This window comes from Rhodopseudomonas palustris (genome assembly GCF_003031265.1).
GTDB classification, from domain to species: Bacteria; Pseudomonadota; Alphaproteobacteria; order Rhizobiales; family Xanthobacteraceae; genus Rhodopseudomonas; species Rhodopseudomonas palustris_H.
The window spans coordinates 1,409,530-1,428,884 of record NZ_CP019966.1 but is presented as its reverse complement, the minus strand read 5'-3'; the positions used below and the strand labels follow the sequence as shown (position 1 = coordinate 1,428,884).

The following is a 19,355-nucleotide window of genomic DNA, read 5'->3' as shown; positions in this document are numbered from 1 at the left end:
GACTTGGTTAGTGCGTAGATAGACTTGGTTAGTGCGTATTGGACTCTTGCCAACGCTCCAGATCCGGCTTGTCGGGCGGGTTCTGGTCATCGACTTGCGAGCTTTGCCCCGGCTTTTTCCAAGGCTCGCGCGTGCCGCTCTTCATTGCGTCGCCGGGGCGATCGTCGGGCGCCTTGTCGTCGGCCATCGCCATCACTCCAGCCGGACGTTGTCTTCAGCCGCTTCGGCGACGCGCTTGGCCTTCTCGCCGACCTCGCGAACCGCCGCCATCGCGGCTTCCGGCGTCAGGCCCTGGCGGCGGGCTTCTTCAGCGGCAGCGCCGGCGACATCGCGCGCCATATCGCTGGCCCGTGCGGCCTGCTGCCGCGCATAGTCGCGCGCCTGTGCCATCACCTCGTCGCTGGTATCGCCGAACAGTTCACGCTCCGTGTCAGTTGCCGGCAGCGAAGCGGCGATGCCCGCGCCAATCGCAACGCCGATTGCGCCAAGCAGCAGCGGCTGTTCGTTGAACAGGTCGCCGAGTGTGCTCTTGGCGCTATCGAACAGATCGGCGCCGGTCTCAGGAATCGCACGTCCAAACTCGGCCGCCCGATCGAATGCCTCCGCCCCGCGTTCCCGCGCCATCCGGGCCGTCTCGCTGGCGACACTTGCTGCGCTGTCGCGCACATCCGACAGTTTTTCCCCGACGTCGGCAAAGCGTTCGCCGACGCGGCCCATCGCGTCCGACGCGACGTCGGGCACGCGATCGAGGCCGGTGCGCCGCACGATCCGCTCGGCGCTGGCTTTGGCGCGGTCGCCGGTGAACAGCCACAGCAGCCCCATGCCAATCAGTGCGGTCGAGACGGGGTTGCGGCGCATCGCATCGCCAAGATCGCTGATCAAAGGCAAGCCATCCTTCTTGGTCATCGGATCATCTCCCCGGCCGCTTCCTTGTCGCGTTGCAATTGTTCGATGGTCATTTCAGGTTTCAACGTTTCGGGCGACAACCGGTTGGCGCCAAAGCCGATCAGCGCCGCCGCGATGCCGGTGGTGCAGCCGCCGACGATCAAATACGCGACCGAGCTGGAAAAGCCGTGCTCGACCAGCGCCGCGGCAGCGGCCATCAGCAGCACCACCAAACCCGGAATCAAGATCACGGCGCCGGCGCCGATCATGGCGGCGGCGCGGCCGACTTGGCCAAGCTTGTCGGACATTTCCGCCCGGGCCAGCTCGAACTCGTTGCTGATCAGCTTGGCGAACTGCGTGAAAGCGTCGCCGAACAGGTCCGGAATCGAACGGTTGTTATTCGGCGCGGTCATCATCGAAGCTCCGGTTGGGCTCGGCATCGACCACGCGACTGTCTCGTCCGCCGCTCGAGCTCTTCAGGAAGCGGACCGCGCCGAAGCCGGCAAGCACCGCCAGACCGAGAAACACAGTCGGCTGCCGGCGGGCAAAATCCTGGACGCCATGGATCAGGTCCGACAGATCGCCGCGCTGCACGGTGTCGGAGATGTCTTCGACCTTGGAGGCCGCCTTGCGCATGTACACGCCGGCGATCGGCAGATCGTTGTCGAATTCGCGCGAGGCGCGGCGGATGGCGTCCGCGATATTGGCGACATAATCGGCGCCGGCCTGTTTCTCCTCGTAAGCACGCCGCTTGAGCGATTCGCCGGCTTCGGCTGCGAAGTCGCGCGCGGTCTCGGCGAACTCCTCGGCCTTGGCGCGAGCGGCTTCCGCGGACTCGCTGGCGAGGCCGACGATCCGCTCCTTCAGATCCCGCTCCGGCTCGCCGCCGCTTCCCATCTCTCCGGCCATGTCCTGCGGATCCTTCTTTGCTGATTTCGGCGGCTGCTGGCGACCGCCATTGGCGTTGCCAGTCGAGCCGGGGGTCTTGACGATCTGCTCAGCCATGTCCGATGTCTCCGATCAATGTTTGTTCTGCGAAGGCGACGGCGCTTCGAATGAAGCAGCGGCCGCCTCGGCGACCTTGCGAACGCGCTGGCCGAGATCGCGAACATTCTCGGTGATGTCCTCGCCGGTCAATCCTTGCTGTTCGGCCTCCCGCGCGGCGCCTTCATAGGCGGCCCGGCCCTTCTCCATACCGCGCGTCATCGCATCCTTGGCGCGCTCGCCAACCTGCCGACCGACACGCTTGCCGCCGGCGCGGACACGCGGGAATGCGCTGGCGATGAGCCCGCCGATCAGTAGCCCGGCGCCAGCCACCAGCAGCGGATGGTCTGTCAGCGTCTGCTTGGCGGTCTTGGTCGCTCGGTTGCTGAAATCCGTCGCTTGGTCGCGCAGCCGCGCAGCCGCATCCATGCCGGCATCGCGGGTGTCGTGCAGGGTCTCGCGCATCTTTGTCGCTGCATCGCCGGCGCGCTCGCGGACCTGCTCGGCAGCATCGCGCACGGTATCGGCGACGACACTGGCAAGCCCAGCGCCGCGAGCGGCGAGCTGATCAGCCTCCCCGGCAAATGCCTCACCAGCCGCGGTGGCGCGGCGGCGCAGATCGTCGCCGCTATGCGCGACGCTGCGGCTGAGGTCATCGCCCTTGTGCTTGAGATCGGCAGCCGTCGCGGTGGCAGCTTGGCGGAATTGTTCGGCCCGGGTGGTCACCACATCGCTCGCCGCATCGATCGCACCGGCAGCGTATTCGCGCGCCGCAACGGCAGTGTCTGCGGCATCGGCTGAAAATTCACGGGCGCGGCGCTCGAGGTCACCAGCAAGATCGCGCGCCTTGTCAGATGCGCGCTGCGTCAGCTCGGTGCCGGAGCGGGTACCGGAGAGATACAGTCCGGCGCCAATCATCAGCACAGGCGCCGGGATCGCACGCGCCACCTTCCACAACGGATAGGCCAGCGTGGCGCCGACCGCGACCGCCTGCACCGGATTGTTGCGGATCGAGTCGCGAACACTGTCGGCGATCTCCTCACCGCGCGACTTGATGTAGCTGCCGACCTCGGCCTTGATGGCCGCTGGCGAATACTTCTCGCGCACCTCGTTGGCGGTGTCGGCGACGCTGGCGCGCAGCTGACCCACGGTCTCGGTCAGGCCGGCCCGGGCGCGCTCGGTGTCGCGGCGAATCTCTTCCAGGCTGCGTGTGTCGTTGGCCATGAGATGCCTCCAATCCTTGTCTCGCGTCCCCAACTCGGGCGGGTCGGCTATGTTCCTTGCCGTCAATCCATTCATACAAATGGGGATTCGGGAACAACAGCGGAAGCGGCCGGGCACCTGCAAGTCCGAGATTCAACGGTCGACCGCCGCCCGATGCGGTGTTTAGCGGTAGCGAGGTCGGGGTAAGGGGGAGGACGCGCGATCATGCTTTCCGCCACCTGACGATGTTCGCTACAAAGCGAGGCGCGAACGGCCGGCAAACCGGCGGCGCAGCAATCCGGACCCGCCCCACACCTTTGGCCGCGGTCCGCATCAGGGGGGACACGATGGCGCTTCACGACTTTACGCTGGCCGACGTCTATCGCCGCAACGCGGCGCTGTTTCCGGAGCGCACGGCTTTCGTCGTCGACGGCGTCCGCCTGAGCCACCGCGACTATCTGGCGCGGGCCGAGCGGCTGGCCAGCGGGCTACTGCGCGACGGCGTGCAGCCCGGCGACCGCGTGGCGATCCTGTCACAGAACTGCACCGAGATGGTCGAACTGATCGGCGCGGTGGCGCTGATCGGCGCGATCCTGCTGCCGGTGAACTATCGATTGAATGCCGACGAGATCGCGTTCGTGCTCGGCGACGGCGCGCCCACCGTGGTGGTGACCGGCACCGATTATCGCGACATCGTTGCCGGGGTGCTGCCGTCGCTCGGCGGCGTCAAGAAGGCCTACGCAATCGACGACGGCAGCGGGCCGTTTACGTCGTTCAAGGATCTTGCCTCGGACGCGCCGCTCAACGCGCCGGAATTCGGTGTCGCCGACGGCTTCGTCATCATCCACACCGCTGCGGTCGGCGGCCGGCCTCGCGGCGCATTGATCTCGCAAGGCAATCTCCTGATCGCGCAAAGCTCGCTGGTCGACGCCTGGCGACTGAGCGAGATCGACGTCAATCTCGGTATGCTGCCGCTGTTTCATGTCACAGGGCTCGGCCTGATGCTGACGCTGCAGCAGGCCGGCGGCGCGAGCGTGATCGCGGCGAAATTCGACCCCGCGCAGGCGGCGCGCGACATCGAAGCTCACAAGGTGACGGTGATGGCCGAGTTCGCCCCAATGCTCGGCAACATTCTCGATCAGGCGCAGCCGGGGCAACTCGCCAGCCTGCGCGCGGTGACCGGGCTCGACACGCCGGAGACAATCGAACGGTTCGAAGCCACATGCCCCAACGCGACGTTCTGGGCCACGTTCGGCCAGTCCGAAACCTCGGGCCTGTCAACGTTCGCGCCGTATCGCGACCGGCCGAAATCCGCCGGGCGGCCGCTGTTCTGGCGCACCGTCGCAGTGGTCGACGCCGAGGACCGGCCGCTGCCGCCGGGCGAAGTCGGTGAGATCGTGCTGCGTGGCCCGACGGTGTTCAAGGGCTATTGGAATAACGCGGCCGCCACCCAGCACGCGTTCCGCAACGGCTGGCATCACACAGGCGACATGGGCCGGTTCGATGCCGAAGGTTACTTGTTCTACGCGGGCCGCGCGCCCGAAAAGGAGCTGATCAAGACCGGTGGCGAGAACGTCTACCCGGCCGAGGTCGAAGGCGCGCTGAAGCAGCATCCGGCGATCGCCGAGGCGGTGGTGATCGGCGTGCCCGATCCGCAATGGAGCGAAGCCATCAAGGCGGTGTGTGTCTGCAAGCCGGGTGAGAGCATCGCCGCCGATGCCCTCGCGGAATTCGTCGCCTCACTGATCGCACGCTACAAGAAGCCGAAGCACGTGGTTTTCGTCGAAGCGCTGCCGAAGGATGCCAAGGGGGCTGTCGATCGGGCCGCGGTGAAGGCGGCGCACGGGCAAGCGTGACGCCGGCCGGCGCGCTCACTCACTGCAGCGAAAATCGCACCGGAACGGTGAAGCTGAGCGACGACTGGGTGATCTCGCTCGGGAACGGCGGCAGCGGCTGGGCGCGGCGGATCATCGCCATGGTTTCGGCATCGAGCGCCGAAAAGCCGGAGGTGCGGGCGAGCCGGCTGCCGAGCACTTGTCCGCCGCGGCCGACGGTGAACGACAGCATCGCAGTGCCCTGCTCGCGCGCCGCTCGCGACGCGGTCGGATATTGCTTGTAACGGGCGAGATGCGCGGCCAACCGATCGCGATACGACGGCAGTGCCGCGGCGGCAGCAGCCTGCCCGGCGTTCGCCGCGGCAGCGAGCGCCGCCTGACGCTCGGCCTTTGGCGCGGCAGTGGTGCGCGGCGCCGGCGGATGCGCATGCGGCTTGGCCTTGGCCTCGTCGCGCTTAGTATCGTCGCGCTTCGCCCGTTCGCGCCTGACCTCCTCGCGCTTCGGCTTGGCGTCGTCGCGCCGGGCAGGTTCGACCGCAGCGGGCGGCTGCGGCAGCACGACCTCCGATTGCGGCAGCACCGGCGCGGGGGGCTCAGGTTGCTGCGCCGCGAATTGCCGCGGCGCTTCGGGTGCAGGTGCCGGCGGCGGCTGCTTCGCCTCGACCTGTGGCTTGGGCGCTTCCTGCATCTCGGGTCCCGGCGCGAGATCCTGCGGCTGCAGCGTGGGCGCCGCGGAGCTCGGCGCCATGTCGATCAAGATCGCCGGCATCACCACACCTGGCGACGGCGACTGCTGATACCAGGCAACCGCTGCGACGATCAGACCGAAATGTGCCACGACGATCGCGGTCGCCGACAGCAGCCATTGACTGCGGCCGCGGCCGGGCGTCTCGTGCAGCACGTAGTCGTTCATGGCTGATTCCGGCCGTCGAGTCCGACCAGCGCGACCTTGAGATAGCCGGCGTCGCGCAGCAGGTTCATCACCGCCATCAGCTCGCCGTAAGCCACTGCCTTGTCGGCGCGCACGAAGATTCGCTCGTCCTTGTTCCCGCCCGTCGCGCTCTGCAGCGCGGAGGACAGCGCGTCACGCGCCACGATCGTTTCCCCGACCGCGAGCGTCAGATCCGGCTGCACCGACAGATAAACCGGCTTGTCCGGGCGCGGCTGCGGCGCTGCGGTCGAGGCCGGTAGATCGACGCCGATATCCACGGTGGCGAGCGGCGCGGCGACCATGAAGATGATCAGCAGCACCAGCATCACATCGATGAACGGCGTGACATTGATCTCGTGCGCGATCTCGAGATCGTCCTCCGCCGCGAGTCGTCGTCTACCGAGCCGCACGCCCATCGCCTCACCCTGCCCGCATCTGCCGCGCCGAGCGGCCGCGATCGCGGCTGACCAGCAGCAGCACCTGCGCCGATGCATCGCCGAGCAGCGCCCGATACGCCGCAATGGCACGAACGAGGTAGTTGTAGATCACCACCGCCGGCACTGCGGCGACGAGGCCGAGCGCGGTGGCGAGCAGCGCCTCGGCAATGCCCGGTGCCACCACCGCCAGATTGGTGGTGTGCGCTTCGGAGATGCCGATGAAAGCATTCATGATGCCCCACACCGTTCCGAACAGGCCAACGAACGGCGCCACCGCGCCGATCGTGGCGAGAATGCCGGTGCCACCGGCGATCTTGCGCGCCATCGCCGCCTCGACGCGCTCGAGCCGCAGCGCGACGCGATCCTTGAAGTCGGCATCGAAGGTCCAGCCCGACAAACTGCCTTCGCGCGCTGCGGTCTGGATCAGTTGCGAGACCGCGTCATGCGCGCCCCCACTGCTGCGGCCGAGTTCCGCCAGCGTCGTATCGGTTTCGAGTTTGGCAAGGCCGTCGCGGGCGCGCGCGGTTTCGCGCCGCAGCTCGACGGTCTTCGACAGCCACACCGTCCAGGTCGCGAGCGACGCCAGCGCGAGGCCGGCCATCACCACCTTCACGACGATGTCGGCGTTTTTGAACATGCCCCACGGCGACAGGTCGTGCGGCAGGCTGGCAATGTCGGCGGCGTGCGCGGCGCTGCCGAACAGCAGGACGGCTGCGGCGCCGAGCGCGCCGGCACGGACGAGATTGCGGATCATCGGCGTGACGCGAAACGGCGGCATCATCCACTTTCGACAGGCAAAGACGTTCGGCGCGGGGCCGCGAGCTATCGCATGGATCGCCGGCCGCCCGAAATCAATTCTGGCCCTTCCGCTCCCCTGCCCGACGGCCATCGCATAATCGCGGCGGACGCGGTTTGTTCTGGCTCAAAGCGGCTGGCTTCCGGAACTTCGCGGCGCACGCCAACAGCCTTCACGACAGCGCTCCGCGGCACGGAATTCCTCGGCAGATGCGGCAGAGAAGCCGTTTGCAGTCGCGCGCGCGACCTGCCACACTCGACGGAACACAACCGGCGCCATAAGCCGAGACAACAAGAAACGGGAGGAAGGATGAGCTCCTACGAGACGATCCTGGTCGAGCGACCGGATCCGGCGGTCGCACGAATCGTGATGAACCGTCCCGACGCGCGCAACGCGCAGAATTTGCAGATGACCTACGACCTGAACGCCGCTTTCGACGACGCGGTGCAGGACGACACCGTCAAGGTGATCATCTTGGCGGGAGCGGGTCCGCACTTCTCCGCCGGCCACGATCTGCGCGCGACCACCAAGAACGAAGCCGGCATCGACTTTCCGCCGGTCGGAGCCTGGGGCGGCTTTCGCGAGCCTGGCACGCACGGACGGATGGCGCGCGAGCAGGAGATCTATCTGCAGATCACCCGGCGCTGGCGCAATCTCGCCAAGCCGACGATCGCCGAGGTACACGGCAAGTGCATCGCCGGCGGGCTGATGCTGGCCTGGGCCTGCGACCTGATCGTCGCATCGGACAATGCGGAGTTCTGCGATCCGGTGGTGACGATGGGCGTGTGCGGCGTCGAATGGTTCGTGCATCCCTGGGAGCTCGGCCCGCGCAAGGCCAAGGAGCTGTTGTTCACCGCCGATAGCTGGAGTGCGCAAGAGGCGCATCAGCTCGGCATGGTCAATCACGTCGTGCCCGCCGCCGAACTATCCGCCTTCACCATGGCGCTTGCGCAACGCATCGCCGCCAAGCCGAGCTTCGCGCTGAAGATGACCAAGGAAGCGGTCAACCGCTCGGTGGATATCCAGGGGCAGCCGGCGGCGATCGATCAGGCGTTCGCGCTGCATCAGCTTTGTCACGCTCACAATCTGCAGGAGTTTGGAATGATCGTCGATCCGTCGGGACTGCATCCGTCGGTGCGTAAACAGGTGAAGGTGTAAGCGATGGATCTCACGCCGAGTGACGAACAGCGGCTGCTGCGCGAAAGCGCCGACCGCTTCATCGCCGAGACCTACACGCCCAAGCTGCGCGAACAGAACGCCAAGGAGCCGCACGGCTTCAGCGACGGAATCTGGAAGCAGTTCGCCGATCTCGGCTGGCTGGCGCTGCCGCTGCCGGAAGCCCATGGCGGCATCGGTGGCGGCGCAATCGAAGTCGGCATCCTGATGGAAGCATTCGGCCGCGGCTTGGTCAGCGAGCCATATCTATCAACCGTGGTGCTCGGCGCCGGCCTCGTCGCCGAACACGACCGCGACGAGCAGAAGGCGGCGCTACTGCCGAAGGTCGCGGACGGCACGTTGCGGCTCGCCTTCGCGCATGCCGAACGTGCGGCGCGTGCGGATCTGTCGCGTGTCGATACCACGGTCCGCAAGGACGGCGACGCTTACGTGCTCGACGGCGCCAAGGTCGCGGTGCTGGACGGCGCATCGGCCGATCAGCTGATCGTCTCGGCAAGGCTGCCCAACAACGGCAGCGGCTCGCTGCGGCTGTTCCTGGTGCCGCGCGACGCACCCGGGCTGACGCTCGCCGACTATCCGCGGCTCGGCGGCGGTCGCGCCTGCAATCTCACGCTGCAAAGCGTGCGCGTGCCGGCCGATGCCATGCTCGGAGACGATGTCGACGCCTATCCGGCGGTCGAGGCGGTGGTCGATCGCGCCCTCGCCGCGATGTCGGCCGAAGCGGTCGGCATGATGCAGACGCTGACCGACAAGACGCTCGACTACACCAAGGTGCGCAAGCAATTCGGCCGTCCGCTCGCCGCCAATCAGGTGGTGCGGCATCGTCTCACCGACATGTCGGTGCAGGTCGATGAAGCCCGTTCGATGGCGCTGCGTGCCGCGCTGAAAGCCGAGGCGGACGCTGCCGACCGCGGCCGTGCCTGTTCCGGCGCCAAGGCCAAGATCGGCAAGGGTGCGCGCTTCGTCGCCGAGCAGTCGGTGCAGCTTCACGGCGGCATGGGCGTCACCGAGGAACTCGACGTCGGCGTGTATTTCAAGCGCCTCTTGGCATTCGAGACGCTGTTCGGCGGCAGTACCCATCATTATCGCCGCCACGCCGCGCTCAGTGGCCGGCCTGTTTAAGCAAAGCGAGGCATCGACATGGACATGACCTTCGGCGACGCCGAGCTCGCCTTTCAGCAGGAAGTGCGCGACTTCATCGCGGCCAATCTGACGCCCGACATGAAGCGGGCGGAATCGCTCAACGCTTCGGTGTTCTCCGAGCCGGAGGCCGGCGTGCCGTGGCAGCGGGCGCTCAATGCCAAGGGCTGGGGTGCCCCGGGCTGGCCGGTCGAATATGGCGGCCCCGGCTGGACGCCTGCGCAGCGCTGGATCTTCGAGACCGAATGCGCGCACGCGGGCGTGCCTTCCCCGACGCCGATGGGCGTCAAGATGGTCGGGCCGGTGATCATCGGCTTCGGCTCGCCGGAGCAGAAGAACTACTTCCTACCGCGAATTCTGTCCTGCGAGGATTATTGGTGCCAGGGTTATTCCGAGCCCGGCTCGGGTTCGGACCTGTCGTCGCTGAAGACCCGTGCGGTCCGCGACGGCGACGAGTACATCATCAATGGCACCAAGATTTGGACCACCCACGCGCACAACGCCAACATGATGTTCGCGCTGGTGCGCACCAGCGACGAGCCACGGCAGCAGGACGGCATCAGCTTCGTGCTGATCGACATGAAGAGCCCCGGGATCACCATCCGGCCGATCCTGACGATCGGCGGCGACCACGAGGTCAATCAGGTGTTCTTCGACGACGTCCGGATTCCGGCGTCAAACCTGGTCGGCGAGGAAGGCAAGGGCTGGACCTACGGCAAGTATCTCTTGGAATTCGAACGCGGCTCGGGCATCGCCTCGGCAAAGCTGCGTAAGGCGCTGCACCGGGCGGCGGTGTTCGCCGAGTCGGACGCGACCGGACGGGCAATCGAGGATCCCGACATCGCGATCCGGATGTCGGAAGCCGAGGTCGATATCGATGCGCTGGAAATGACCGAGCTGCGTGTGCTCTCCGCGCTGCAGAACGGCCAGAACCCCGGCGCGGTGTCGTCGATCCTGAAGCTGCGCACCAGCGAGATCTACCAGGCAGTGAGCCGGCTCGCGGTCGACGTGATCGGCAACGACGGCCTCTATGTCGAACCGACCCGTCCGCTGCACCGCCTCAACGCCGCGCCGGCGATTCCCGAAGACGAACTCGCCGTGATGCCGACCCATCTCAACGGACGCGCTTACACCATCTTCGGCGGCACCTCCGAGATCCAACGCGACATCATCAGCAAGCTGGTGCTGGGGTTGTAGGGAACCACAACCGTCGTCGTTGCGAGCGAAGCGAAGCAATCCAGGCACCGTGCACGACGCTGGATTGCTTAGTCGCTTCGCTCTTCGCAATGACGAGGAAAGCGATTGGTATCTGCCAATCCCCAAAAAAATGCCCGGCGCAAGGCCGGGCATTTGCGTTTGAGGCGATGCGCCGAGATTATTTCTCGGTCTTGTAGGACTGGTTTTTGGCGATCGTCGTCCAGCGGCCGTCCTTGATCTGGCCGATCACCGCCGCCGAGACGCCGAGGTGGTTGTCCTTTGAGAAGCTGATCGGGGCGCCGCCGAAAATGTCATCGAAGGTCTCGCCGGATTCCAGCGCGGTCATCAGCGACTCGGTGGTGAGCGTCTTGCCGGCCTTCTTGGCGAAATGCGCGAACACCATCACGCCGTTGTAGCCGGCGGTCGACTGCTGGTTGGCGTCGATGCCGAACATCTTTTTGTAGTCTTCGATGAACTTCTTGACCTCGCCGGTGGCGGTGTCGGCATAGAAGATCTCGGTCTGGCCGACGCCATAGATGCCCTCGGTGGTTTCCTTGCCGAGCTGCGGAAAATCCGGCACGTAGCTCGGCGATGACACCACGAAGGTCGGCTTCCAGCCGAGCTTCTGCGCCGCGGTGGTGATGCCGACCGACTCGCGCACCACCGAGCCGAGCGCCACCATGTCACAGCCGTCCGCCTTCATCCGCGCGACCTGGGAGTTGAAGTCGGTGGCACCGCGCTTGAACGACACCATGGTGGCGCTCGGGATGTTCATTGCCTTGAGCTGGTCGGTGTACGCGTCGGTGAAATTCTTACCCATCTCGTCGTCCTGATAGACGATGCAGGGCTTCTTCGGTTTAGTGTTCTCGATGACGTATTTGATGCCGAGCCGCATCGTGTCGTAATATGGGCTGAACATGTTGAACTTCAGCCGATCCTCAGGCTTCGCCGGGTCCATCTTGAAGGTGAACTCGGCGGCGGTGATCGGAAACAGGTGCAGCATGCCGGCCGACTGCACCAGCGGCATCGGCGCCAGCGTCGTCGCAGAGCCCATTGCCGATACGATCGCGAACACCTTGTCGAGTTCGATCAGCTTCTGGGTAATCAGCACTGCCTTCTTCGGATCGTAGCCGTCGTCCTCATTGACGAGGCGGATCTTGCGGCCGTTGATGCCGCCGGCGTCGTTGATCTGCGCGATCGCCAGCTTCATGCCGTTGGTGGCGGGTACGCCCCAGGCCTTCAGCGGCCCGCTGAGATCCATATGGGTGCCGATCACGATCTCGCTGTCCGTGACGCCTTGAGTCTTGAACTGCGCGAGGGCGGGCTGGGCGCCGAGGCCGATCAGCGCCGCAGCGGCGAGCATCGGCAGAGTGCTGGACTTCATGGTTTCGCTCCCTCTTTGTTGTTTCGTTGGTTGATGGCTAATGCGCGCTGGCGGCCGACCGTCGCTCTTCCACGAGGTGGTCGTCGTCACCTTTCAAAAGATGCCGCCGCAGCGTTCCCGATGGCGCCAGCTCGGCATCGCCCGGACGCAACGCCCGCTCGATCAGCGTGAAGCGCTCGATCCGGATCGCCGCGTGGCGGCGATTGACGTCGGCGATCGCCGAACCCACCAGCGCGCGGATTTCGTCGGCCTGGCACAGGCTCTGGAAATGCGTGAACGGAATGCCGCGGTCCTGGGCGTAGCGAACCGCGTGGTCGCCATCGAGCAGCACACGCGCAACCGCGCGGCCGTGGCGGTCGAGATGCACGAAGGCATCGGCGATATAAGGCGAGGCGCTGAGCTCCTGCTCGGCGGCGAACGGCAGCACGCGTTCGCTGCCCCGCTGCATCACGTCGTCGAGCCGACCGACGACGGCGTAACGATCGGCGCTCTCACGGCGGGCGATATCGCCGGTGTGCCACCATCCGTCGCGATGTAGGACAGGCGTGGTGTCGCCCGCATAGCCGAGGAACAGTGCATCGCCGCGCAGCCAGAGCTCGTCATGATCGCCGAGCTTCCACTCCATCGCGTGATGATCGGCAATCCGCACGGCGCCGCCGGCTTCAGCATGGCCATAGATATCCGTCAGCGGCCGGCCGAGCGCGGCGAACCAATCGGCCACATCGGGCCGCAGCGCCGCGCCGCTCGACAGGCACAGCCGGGCGCGGCCGAGGCCAAGCCGCCGCCGGATCGGTGCGAGCACCAAGGGATCGGTGATCATGCGCAGCGGCGAGCCGTCGCGGCCATGGGCAAACGCGATGCGGCACGTCCAGCGCTGAAATTTCGTCGTTTCGCCGATCGCCAGCAGGATGCCGGCGTGCAGCCTGGCGTATAGCTGCGGCGAAGCCTGCACGATGGTCGGCTGTAGTTCGGCAAGATCGGCCAGCGCCGTGTCCGGACTTTCCGGGAAATTGATCACCGTGCCGGCGAGTAGCGAGGCATAGATGCCGACCACGCGCTCCAGCACGTGATGCAGCGGCGTCAGCGACAGCCGGTCGTCGCTGGCACGCAATCCCAGCACCTGCTTCGCCCGTTCGGCCTGCGCGATCACCGCGTCATGGCCGAGGATCGCGCCGCGAACCGGGCCGGTGCCGCCGGAGGTGTAGATAATCACAGCCTCGCGGCCGGCCGTTCCCGAGGCGCCGTCCCGTCCCGCTGCTTCGAGTGTCGACAGCGGGATCACGCAAGGATCACCGGCGCCATCGTCCCACTGCTGATGCATGGCGACGATGCGCCGGAGCGACGGGCAGCGTTCGCGGACGCGGAGCGCTTTGTGCAGTTGGTCGTCGCCGGCCACGAACAACACGCTCACTTTGCAGTCGCCAAGCACGCGCGCGAGGTCATCGACGTCGCCATGCGGATCGAGCCCGGCTGAGACACCGCCGGCCGCGCCGATCGCGAGATCCGCCAGCACCCACTCGTAACAATTGTCGCCGATCACCGCGCCGACCGAACCGGGGCCGACGCCTTGAGCGCGCAGGCCGGCGGCGATCGCCTCGATGCGGTCCGCGAACTGACGGCCGCCGACCGGCTGCCAGAGCCCGTAACGCTTCCAGCGCAGCACCGGGGCATCGCCGTGCTGGCGCAGCGCCGCGATGACGCGGCCCGCCAGCGTGGTCGTGTCAGTGCCGCTTGCCATGTCCGCCCTGTCCGTGGCCGAGATAGAATTCCCGGATCTGATCCGATTGCATCAGGCTGGCGCAGGTGTCGTGCTTCACCACCCGGCCGACCTCGAGCACATAGCCATAATGTGCGGTCTCCAGCGCCATCCGCGCGTTCTGCTCGACCAGCAGGATCGAGACGCCCTCCTCGGCATTGAGTCGCCGGATGATCGCGAAGATCTCCTTCACCAACAGCGGCGACAGACCTAGCGACGGCTCGTCGAGCAGCAGGACCTTGGGCCGCGCCATCAGCGCGCGGCTGATCGCCAGCAGCTGCTGCTGGCCGCCGGAAAGCTGCCCCGCGAGCTGATCCTGACGCTCGCGCAGCACCGGGAAATAGTTGAACGCCTTCTCGATGTCGGCGGCGACCTCGTGCTGATCGGTTCGGATGTAGGCGCCCATCTTGAGATTGTCGCGGACGCTGAGGAACGGGAAAATCTCGCGTCCCTCCGGCACGTGGCTGATGCCGAGCCGCACCACCTTGTCCGGCTCCATCGACTGGATCTTGCGGCCTTCGAATTCGACCGTGCCTTTCAGCGGATCGAGCACGCCCGAGATCGTCTTCAGGATGCTGGTCTTGCCGGCGCCGTTGGCGCCGAGCACGGTGACGATCTGGCCCCGCATCAGGTCGAGGGTGATGCCGCGGATCGCGGTGATCGGGCCGTAGCAGCTTTCGATATTGGCAAGGCGCAGAATCGGCTGGGCGCTCATGCGATCAGGCTCCCAGATAGGCGGCGACGACGTCGGGATGGTTCTGCACCTCGTCAGACGTGCCGAGCGCCATCATCCGCCCGTAGTTCAGTGCCAGCACGCGGTCGGAGACACGGCTGACCAGCGACATGTCGTGCTCGACCATCAGCACGGTGATGCCGAGCCGGCTGTTGATCTCGAGGATCCACTCCGCCATCGCGTTGGTCTCCTCGACGTTGAGCCCGGACGACGGCTCATCGAGCAGCAGCAGCTTCGGCCCGACGCACAGCGCGCGGGCGACCTCGATCACCTTGCGGACGCCATAAGGAAGGCTGCCGATCGGTGTGTCGCGATAGCGCTGCAGGCGCAGCACGTCCATCACCTCCTCGGCGGCCCGCCGATGCGCGATCTCCTCATCGCGAACCTTCTTCAGCCGCAGGACGTCCTGCCAGGTTGAGGTGGTGGAATGGCGATGACGGCCGACCAGCAGATTGTCGAGCGTGGAAGCACTCTCAAACAGCTCGATGTTCTGGAAGGTGCGGGCAATGCCGCGGCCGGCGATCTGCTGCGCCGACAGCCGGGTGACGTCCTCGTCGCGGAAGATAATGTGGCCGGCATAGGGCGTGTAGAGCCGACTGATCAGGTTGAACAGCGTGGTCTTGCCGGCGCCGTTGGGCCCGATGATGGTGAAGACCTCGCCTTCGGCGATGTCGAAGGAGACGTCGTCGACCGCGGTGAGGCCGCCGAACTTGACGGTGAGCTTGTCGACCTTGAAGAACGTACTCACCGGTTGCGCTCCGACTTCAAGAACATCCGCTGCGCGCGCGCGCTGGTCGGCCGATACAGCGGGAACTGCCGGAAATACGACTTCACCCGCGCCCATCGTCCATCGAGGCCCATCGGCTCAAAGATGATGAACAGGATGATGATCAGACCGAAGATCAGCGACTTCAGCCCTGGCGCGCCGGCGACGCGGACGATTCCGGCCTGGATCGCGTCGGTGAGCTGATCCGACAAGCCAATCCCCTGCATCGCCGCCAGGGTCAGTTGCGGCACCTTGTCCTTCACCACGATCAGGATCGGATCGACCATGATCATGAAGATCGCGCCGAACACCGCGCCGCGCAGGCTGAGCACGCCGCCGATGATGATGATCATGACGAACTCGATCGACATCGACAGGCTGAACATTTCCGGGCTGATGAACGACAGCTTATGCGCGTACAGCACGCCGGCGAGCCCGGTGAAGCCGGCCGATATTGCGAACGCCCGGGTCTTGTAGCGCGCGGTGTCGATGCCCATGCTGCGCGCAGCAGTCTCGCTGTCGCGGATCGCCAGAAACGCACGTCCCGTCGGCGAGCGCAGGATGTTGATCGCGGCCAGGATCACCACCACGGTGACGCCGAGGCAGAGATAATAGAAGCCCTGCGCGCCAAGCTTCAGCCCGAACAGCGACGGCGCGCCCAGCATCAGGCCTTCATTGCCGTTGGTGACGCTCTCCCAGCGGGTGACGATTTCCTCGACGATGAAGGCGAACGCGAGCGTGGCGATTGCCAGGTAGATGCCGTGCAGCCGTAGCGCCGGCAGCCCCACCAGATAGCCGATCAGCCCGGTGAAGCCGCCTGCCAGCACCAGATACACCGGCAGCGGCAGACCATGCTTTTCGCAGACCGCCGCCGTATAGGCGCCGATCGCCATAAAGGCGGCATGGCCGATCGAGACCTGCCCCGCCTGCCCCGACAGCACGTTCATGGCGATGCCGACGATGGCGTAGATCAGCACGAACACCAGCTGGCTGAGATAATAGGACTCCAGCACATAAGGCGCGGCGATCAGCGCCGCGACCAGGACGGCGTACCAGAAGGCAGCATTCTTCGACGGGAAAAGCTGCTCGCTTTGCGCGTAGCTGGTGCGGACATGCGCGCTCATCTCAGACCTTCTTCAGCGCGTTGCTGCCGAACAGGCCCTGCGGCCGCCACAGCAGCACCGCGAGCAGCACCACATAGGCGGCGACGTCCTTGAAGCCCTCCGGCAGATAGAACCCCGACAGCGATTCGACGATGCCGATGGTGATGCCCCCGGCGAGCGCGCCGGGGATGCTGCCGAAGCCGCCGAGCACCGCGGCCGGGAACGCCTTGATGCCGAGGAAGCCGAGATTGGCGTGGATGAAGGTGATCGGCGCCAGCAGCACGCCGGCGCAGCACGCCACGATCGCGCTCAGGCTCCAGATCAGCGAGAACATCCGCTTCACCGGAATGCCCATGTAGTAGGCGGCCAGCATGTTCTGCGATGTCGCCTGCATGGCGATGCCGATCTTGGTGAAGCGGAAGAAGGCGTAGAGCACGGCGCACAGCAGCGCGGTGGCGACGATGATCGACAGGCTGTCCTGCGACAGCACCAGCCCGCCGAGCTGGATCACGCCGCCAGTGAACGGCGTCTCGATCCGCAGATCGTCGGTGCCCCAGATGATGCCGACCAGCGAACGGATGACGAGGCCAAGGCCGATCGTCGCCATCACGATCGAGAATTGCGGATAGCCGAGGATCGGCCGCACCACCAGCCGCTCCATCGCGGCGCCGAGCACCGCCATGCTGACCACACACAGCAGAAACCCGAACCAGTAGTTCAGCCCGAGCGTGGCAATGAAGGTGAACGACAGGAACGCGCCGAGCATCATGATTTCGCCCTGCGCAAAATTGACGACTTCGGTCGCCTTGTAGATCAGCACGAAGCCGAGGGCGATGAGGCCGTAGACGCAGCCGAGGGCAATCCCGCCGATCACCTGCTGGACGAAATCGAGCATTTCTTCCCCGTGTGGTTCTTTGGCGAACCACATTTTTGCGGCCGACATTGATTGCCGGTCCGGCGTGACTGAGCGTTCCGTTAAGCGTTGACCGCGCATACGGCTTACTCAATCAGTTAATTAAAGTTAGATCATCGCGCGCCTGTCAAGGCGCGCGCCAATTACTTTTATGCTGCATCGCGAAGACGCGATTGCGGTCAGCAATCAGGCGATCAGATGTTCCGCTGATCTTTGACACGCACCGCCTTGCCCTGCGAGCGGGAAACTTCGCCTGGGGCTTTCACCGAGACCTTGCAGGTGACGCCGATCAGCGACTTGATGTGATGTGTCACTTCCGCCGCCTTCTTGGCGCGGGCCGCGTCATCGAACGGCGCACCGGGCGCGACTTCGACTTCGACCGTCATGGCGTCGAGCGCCTTCTCGCGGGTCAGCACAATCTGATAGTGCGGCGCGATGCCGGGGAAGCCGATCAGCACCGACTCCACCTGCGATGGATAGACGTTGACGCCGCGGATGATCAGCATGTCGTCGTCGCGACCGGTGACACGCATGATACGCAGATGGGTACGGCCACAGGCGCAGGGCTCGGTGTTCAGGCTGGTGATGTCGCGGGTGCGATACCGGATCATCGGCAGCGCTTCCTTGGTGAGCGTGGTGATCACCAGCTCGCCGACGGAGCCCATCGGCAGCACCTGAAGCGTTTCCGGATCGATGGTTTCGAACAGGAAGTGGTCTTCCCAGCCGTGCAGACCATTTTGCGCAACGTGGCATTCGCAGGCGACGCCGGGGCCCATGATTTCCGACAGGCCATAAACGTCGACCGCCTTGATGCCGAGGCGTGCTTCGAGATCGCGGCGCATCGCATCGCTCCACGGCTCGGCGCCGAACAGGCCGACCCGCAGCGGCGCATCGCGCAGGTTGACGCCCATCTGCTCGGCGACTTCCGCGATGTTCAGCGCATAGGACGGCGTGCAGCACAGCACGTTGGCGGCGAAATCGACGATGAGCTGCACCTGCCGTTCGGTGCCACCGCCGGAGGCCGGCACCACGGTGCAGCCGAGCCGCTCGGCGCCATAGTGAGCGCCGAGGCCGCCAGTGAACAGGCCGTAGCCATAGGCGTTGTGGACGATGTCGTCCGGCGACGCGCCGGCGCCGACCATCGAGCGCGCCATCAGGTTGGCCCAGTTGTCCAGGTCGGTCTTGGTGTAACCGACCACGGTCGGCTTGCCGGTGGTGCCGGACGAGGCATGAATGCGCGGCATCTGATTGCGCGGCACCGCGAACATCCCGAACGGATAGTTGTCGCGGAGGTCAGTCTTCTTGGTGAAGGGAAACTTCGCGAGGTCGGCCAGCGAGGTCAAATCCGCAGGCTTGACGCCGGCTTCATCGAAGCTGTTGCGATAGTGCGGAACGTCGCGATACGCCCGCTCGACAATCTTGCGCAGGCGCTCGAACTGCAGCGCCGCAAGCTGCGGCCGGGGCATCGTCTCGATGGCGCGGTCGTGCATATAGACGGTCTGTTCGCGCAATGCAGGCTGGGCGCTCATCGAAGCAATCCTTTGTCAGAAAAATCAGGAGGCCGCCGCGACGGCAGGCGCCTTGGCCAGCGCGTAGCCGGCGGCCAGCGCGTCCATGTTGAGATCGAGGAAGCCCCGCGGCGAGGACGCGCGCACTACCTGCTCGACCGATTTGTGTTTGCAGATGCCGGACAGTTCGATCAGCACGCCCAGCGCCACGATATTGGTAACGCGTTCGCTGCCGAGTTCGATCGCCGTGCGGCTGAGTGGCAGCGGGTAGCGCTTGAAACGTCCGCCCTCCGGCAGTTCGGGGCACAGCCGGACGTCGGAAATCACCAGCGCGCCGGCCTTGAGCTTCGGCCAGGACGGCTTGATCGCGATCTTGTCCAGCAGAACCAGATGGTCGAATTCGATCGGCAGCGGATAATCGACCTCGCCATGGGCGACGACGAGATCGGCGTTGCAGAAGCCGCCGCGCGAGGTCGGCTCATAGGTCTGCGACTGCGCGACGTGGCGGCCTTCCAGCGCCAGCGCGTCGGCGAGCAGCTTGGCGCTGAGCAGCAGGCCCTGGCCGCCGGTGCCGCCGAAGCGCAGTTCGATGCGGGATGTCGACATAG

General features: G+C 65.8%; 20 protein-coding genes. 4 read left to right on the top strand and 16 right to left on the bottom strand.

The annotated features are described in order from the left end of the window. Positions 1-28 precede the first annotated feature (28 nt). Genes RPPS3_RS24440 through RPPS3_RS06665 form a run of 5 tightly spaced genes read right to left on the bottom strand, consistent with a single transcriptional unit; the run spans position 29 to position 3,093 of the window. Positions 29-187 carry a hypothetical protein gene (locus RPPS3_RS24440; protein WP_159059317.1) on the bottom strand — a complete coding sequence of 53 codons (159 nt, stop codon included), beginning with the start codon at positions 185-187 and terminating at the stop codon, positions 29-31. Positions 188-192: 5 nt separating this feature from the next. Beyond that, a complete protein-coding gene (locus RPPS3_RS06680; protein WP_107343396.1) occupies positions 193-906 on the bottom strand; it encodes a hypothetical protein in 714 nt (237 codons plus the stop codon). Continuing rightward, positions 903-1,298: a phage holin family protein gene (locus RPPS3_RS06675; RefSeq protein WP_107343395.1), complete on the bottom strand. Its 396-nt coding sequence runs from the start codon at positions 1,296-1,298 to the stop codon at positions 903-905. Before RPPS3_RS06675 ends, RPPS3_RS06680 begins: the two co-directional genes overlap by 4 nt. Continuing rightward, complete coding sequence (locus RPPS3_RS06670) at positions 1,282-1,890, bottom strand: hypothetical protein (RefSeq protein ID WP_107343394.1); 609 nt, start codon at positions 1,888-1,890, stop codon at positions 1,282-1,284. The genes RPPS3_RS06675 and RPPS3_RS06670 overlap by 17 nt, the downstream gene beginning before the upstream one ends. A gap of 15 nt (positions 1,891-1,905) precedes the next feature. Next, the gene (locus RPPS3_RS06665; protein ID WP_107343393.1) at positions 1,906-3,093 is read right to left on the bottom strand and encodes a hypothetical protein; all 1,188 of its coding nucleotides are present in this window, start codon (positions 3,091-3,093) and stop codon (positions 1,906-1,908) included. 326 nt (positions 3,094-3,419) lie between these two features. Here RPPS3_RS06665 and RPPS3_RS06660 point away from each other — a divergent pair, with 326 nt between their 5' ends. Then, on the top strand, positions 3,420-4,928 hold the full coding sequence (locus tag RPPS3_RS06660) for an AMP-binding protein (RefSeq protein WP_107343392.1): 1,509 nt from the start codon (positions 3,420-3,422) through the stop codon (positions 4,926-4,928). Positions 4,929-4,947: 19 nt separating this feature from the next. Here RPPS3_RS06660 and RPPS3_RS06655 read toward each other — a convergent pair whose 3' ends face one another. From RPPS3_RS06655 to exbB, 3 genes are read right to left on the bottom strand one after another with little or no spacing between them, the layout of a single operon-like run. After that, positions 4,948-5,820, bottom strand: a complete 873-nt coding sequence (locus RPPS3_RS06655; RefSeq protein WP_107343391.1) for an energy transducer TonB family protein — start codon at positions 5,818-5,820, stop codon at positions 4,948-4,950. Further along, complete coding sequence (gene exbD / locus RPPS3_RS06650; protein ID WP_107343390.1) at positions 5,817-6,254, bottom strand: TonB system transport protein ExbD; 438 nt, start codon at positions 6,252-6,254, stop codon at positions 5,817-5,819. The genes RPPS3_RS06655 and exbD overlap by 4 nt, the downstream gene beginning before the upstream one ends. 4 nt (positions 6,255-6,258) lie before the next feature. Next, a complete protein-coding gene (gene exbB / locus RPPS3_RS06645; protein WP_434006773.1) occupies positions 6,259-7,056 on the bottom strand; it encodes a tonB-system energizer ExbB in 798 nt (265 codons plus the stop codon). Positions 7,057-7,380: 324 nt separating this feature from the next. On the opposite strand from exbB, the gene RPPS3_RS06640 reads away from it, so the two are divergent. From RPPS3_RS06640 to RPPS3_RS06630, 3 genes are read left to right on the top strand one after another with little or no spacing between them, the layout of a single operon-like run. Beyond that, positions 7,381-8,229, top strand: a complete 849-nt coding sequence (locus RPPS3_RS06640; protein ID WP_107343389.1) for an enoyl-CoA hydratase — start codon at positions 7,381-7,383, stop codon at positions 8,227-8,229. A 3-nt stretch (positions 8,230-8,232) separates the two neighbouring features. Then, on the top strand, positions 8,233-9,369 hold the full coding sequence (locus RPPS3_RS06635; RefSeq protein ID WP_107343388.1) for an acyl-CoA dehydrogenase family protein: 1,137 nt from the start codon (positions 8,233-8,235) through the stop codon (positions 9,367-9,369). An 18-nt stretch (positions 9,370-9,387) separates the two neighbouring features. After that, positions 9,388-10,584, top strand: a complete 1,197-nt coding sequence (locus tag RPPS3_RS06630; RefSeq protein ID WP_107343387.1) for an acyl-CoA dehydrogenase family protein — start codon at positions 9,388-9,390, stop codon at positions 10,582-10,584. A gap of 178 nt (positions 10,585-10,762) precedes the next feature. On the opposite strand, the gene RPPS3_RS06625 is transcribed toward RPPS3_RS06630, so the two are convergent. From RPPS3_RS06625 to RPPS3_RS06590, 8 genes are all read right to left on the bottom strand, one after another. Next, positions 10,763-11,968 carry an ABC transporter substrate-binding protein gene (locus tag RPPS3_RS06625; protein ID WP_107343386.1) on the bottom strand — a complete coding sequence of 402 codons (1,206 nt, stop codon included), beginning with the start codon at positions 11,966-11,968 and terminating at the stop codon, positions 10,763-10,765. Between the two features lie 37 nt (positions 11,969-12,005). Next, on the bottom strand, positions 12,006-13,706 hold the full coding sequence (locus RPPS3_RS06620) for an AMP-binding protein (protein ID WP_107343385.1): 1,701 nt from the start codon (positions 13,704-13,706) through the stop codon (positions 12,006-12,008). Continuing rightward, positions 13,690-14,439 carry an ABC transporter ATP-binding protein gene (locus RPPS3_RS06615; RefSeq protein WP_107343384.1) on the bottom strand — a complete coding sequence of 250 codons (750 nt, stop codon included), beginning with the start codon at positions 14,437-14,439 and terminating at the stop codon, positions 13,690-13,692. Before RPPS3_RS06615 ends, RPPS3_RS06620 begins: the two co-directional genes overlap by 17 nt. A 4-nt stretch (positions 14,440-14,443) precedes the next feature. Then, a complete protein-coding gene (locus RPPS3_RS06610) occupies positions 14,444-15,205 on the bottom strand; it encodes an ABC transporter ATP-binding protein (protein ID WP_107343383.1) in 762 nt (253 codons plus the stop codon). Continuing rightward, positions 15,202-16,347, bottom strand: a complete 1,146-nt coding sequence (locus RPPS3_RS06605; protein ID WP_107343382.1) for a branched-chain amino acid ABC transporter permease — start codon at positions 16,345-16,347, stop codon at positions 15,202-15,204. The genes RPPS3_RS06610 and RPPS3_RS06605 overlap by 4 nt, the downstream gene beginning before the upstream one ends. A gap of 1 nt (position 16,348) precedes the next feature. Continuing rightward, the gene (locus RPPS3_RS06600; RefSeq protein ID WP_107343381.1) at positions 16,349-17,221 is read right to left on the bottom strand and encodes a branched-chain amino acid ABC transporter permease; all 873 of its coding nucleotides are present in this window, start codon (positions 17,219-17,221) and stop codon (positions 16,349-16,351) included. A 212-nt stretch (positions 17,222-17,433) separates the two neighbouring features. Next, complete coding sequence (locus RPPS3_RS06595; protein ID WP_107343380.1) at positions 17,434-18,768, bottom strand: phenylacetate--CoA ligase family protein; 1,335 nt, start codon at positions 18,766-18,768, stop codon at positions 17,434-17,436. A 24-nt stretch (positions 18,769-18,792) separates the two neighbouring features. Then, the gene (locus RPPS3_RS06590) at positions 18,793-19,353 is read right to left on the bottom strand and encodes a 2-oxoacid:acceptor oxidoreductase family protein (RefSeq protein WP_107343379.1); all 561 of its coding nucleotides are present in this window, start codon (positions 19,351-19,353) and stop codon (positions 18,793-18,795) included. Positions 19,354-19,355: the final 2 nt, after the last annotated feature.

Bases quoted from the DNA above. Each gene is read 5' to 3' on its own strand.
- RPPS3_RS24440 (WP_159059317.1), bottom strand. From the start codon at position 187: ATGGCCGACGACAAGGCGCCCGACGATCGCCCCGGCGACGCAATGAAG.
- RPPS3_RS06680 (WP_107343396.1), bottom strand. From the start codon at position 906: ATGACCAAGAAGGATGGCTTGCCTTTGATCAGCGATCTTGGCGATGCG.
- RPPS3_RS06675 (WP_107343395.1), bottom strand. From the start codon at position 1,298: ATGACCGCGCCGAATAACAACCGTTCGATTCCGGACCTGTTCGGCGAC.
- RPPS3_RS06670 (WP_107343394.1), bottom strand. From the start codon at position 1,890: ATGGCTGAGCAGATCGTCAAGACCCCCGGCTCGACTGGCAACGCCAAT.
- RPPS3_RS06665 (WP_107343393.1), bottom strand. From the start codon at position 3,093: ATGGCCAACGACACACGCAGCCTGGAAGAGATTCGCCGCGACACCGAG.
- RPPS3_RS06660 (WP_107343392.1), top strand. From the start codon at position 3,420: ATGGCGCTTCACGACTTTACGCTGGCCGACGTCTATCGCCGCAACGCG.
- RPPS3_RS06655 (WP_107343391.1), bottom strand. From the start codon at position 5,820: ATGAACGACTACGTGCTGCACGAGACGCCCGGCCGCGGCCGCAGTCAA.
- exbD (WP_107343390.1), bottom strand. From the start codon at position 6,254: ATGGGCGTGCGGCTCGGTAGACGACGACTCGCGGCGGAGGACGATCTC.
- exbB (WP_434006773.1), bottom strand. From the start codon at position 7,056: ATGATGCCGCCGTTTCGCGTCACGCCGATGATCCGCAATCTCGTCCGT.
- RPPS3_RS06640 (WP_107343389.1), top strand. From the start codon at position 7,381: ATGAGCTCCTACGAGACGATCCTGGTCGAGCGACCGGATCCGGCGGTC.
- RPPS3_RS06635 (WP_107343388.1), top strand. From the start codon at position 8,233: ATGGATCTCACGCCGAGTGACGAACAGCGGCTGCTGCGCGAAAGCGCC.
- RPPS3_RS06630 (WP_107343387.1), top strand. From the start codon at position 9,388: ATGGACATGACCTTCGGCGACGCCGAGCTCGCCTTTCAGCAGGAAGTG.
- RPPS3_RS06625 (WP_107343386.1), bottom strand. From the start codon at position 11,968: ATGAAGTCCAGCACTCTGCCGATGCTCGCCGCTGCGGCGCTGATCGGC.
- RPPS3_RS06620 (WP_107343385.1), bottom strand. From the start codon at position 13,706: ATGGCAAGCGGCACTGACACGACCACGCTGGCGGGCCGCGTCATCGCG.
- RPPS3_RS06615 (WP_107343384.1), bottom strand. From the start codon at position 14,439: ATGAGCGCCCAGCCGATTCTGCGCCTTGCCAATATCGAAAGCTGCTAC.
- RPPS3_RS06605 (WP_107343382.1), bottom strand. From the start codon at position 16,347: ATGAGCGCGCATGTCCGCACCAGCTACGCGCAAAGCGAGCAGCTTTTC.
- RPPS3_RS06600 (WP_107343381.1), bottom strand. From the start codon at position 17,221: ATGCTCGATTTCGTCCAGCAGGTGATCGGCGGGATTGCCCTCGGCTGC.
- RPPS3_RS06595 (WP_107343380.1), bottom strand. From the start codon at position 18,768: ATGAGCGCCCAGCCTGCATTGCGCGAACAGACCGTCTATATGCACGAC.
- RPPS3_RS06590 (WP_107343379.1), bottom strand. From the start codon at position 19,353: ATGTCGACATCCCGCATCGAACTGCGCTTCGGCGGCACCGGCGGCCAG.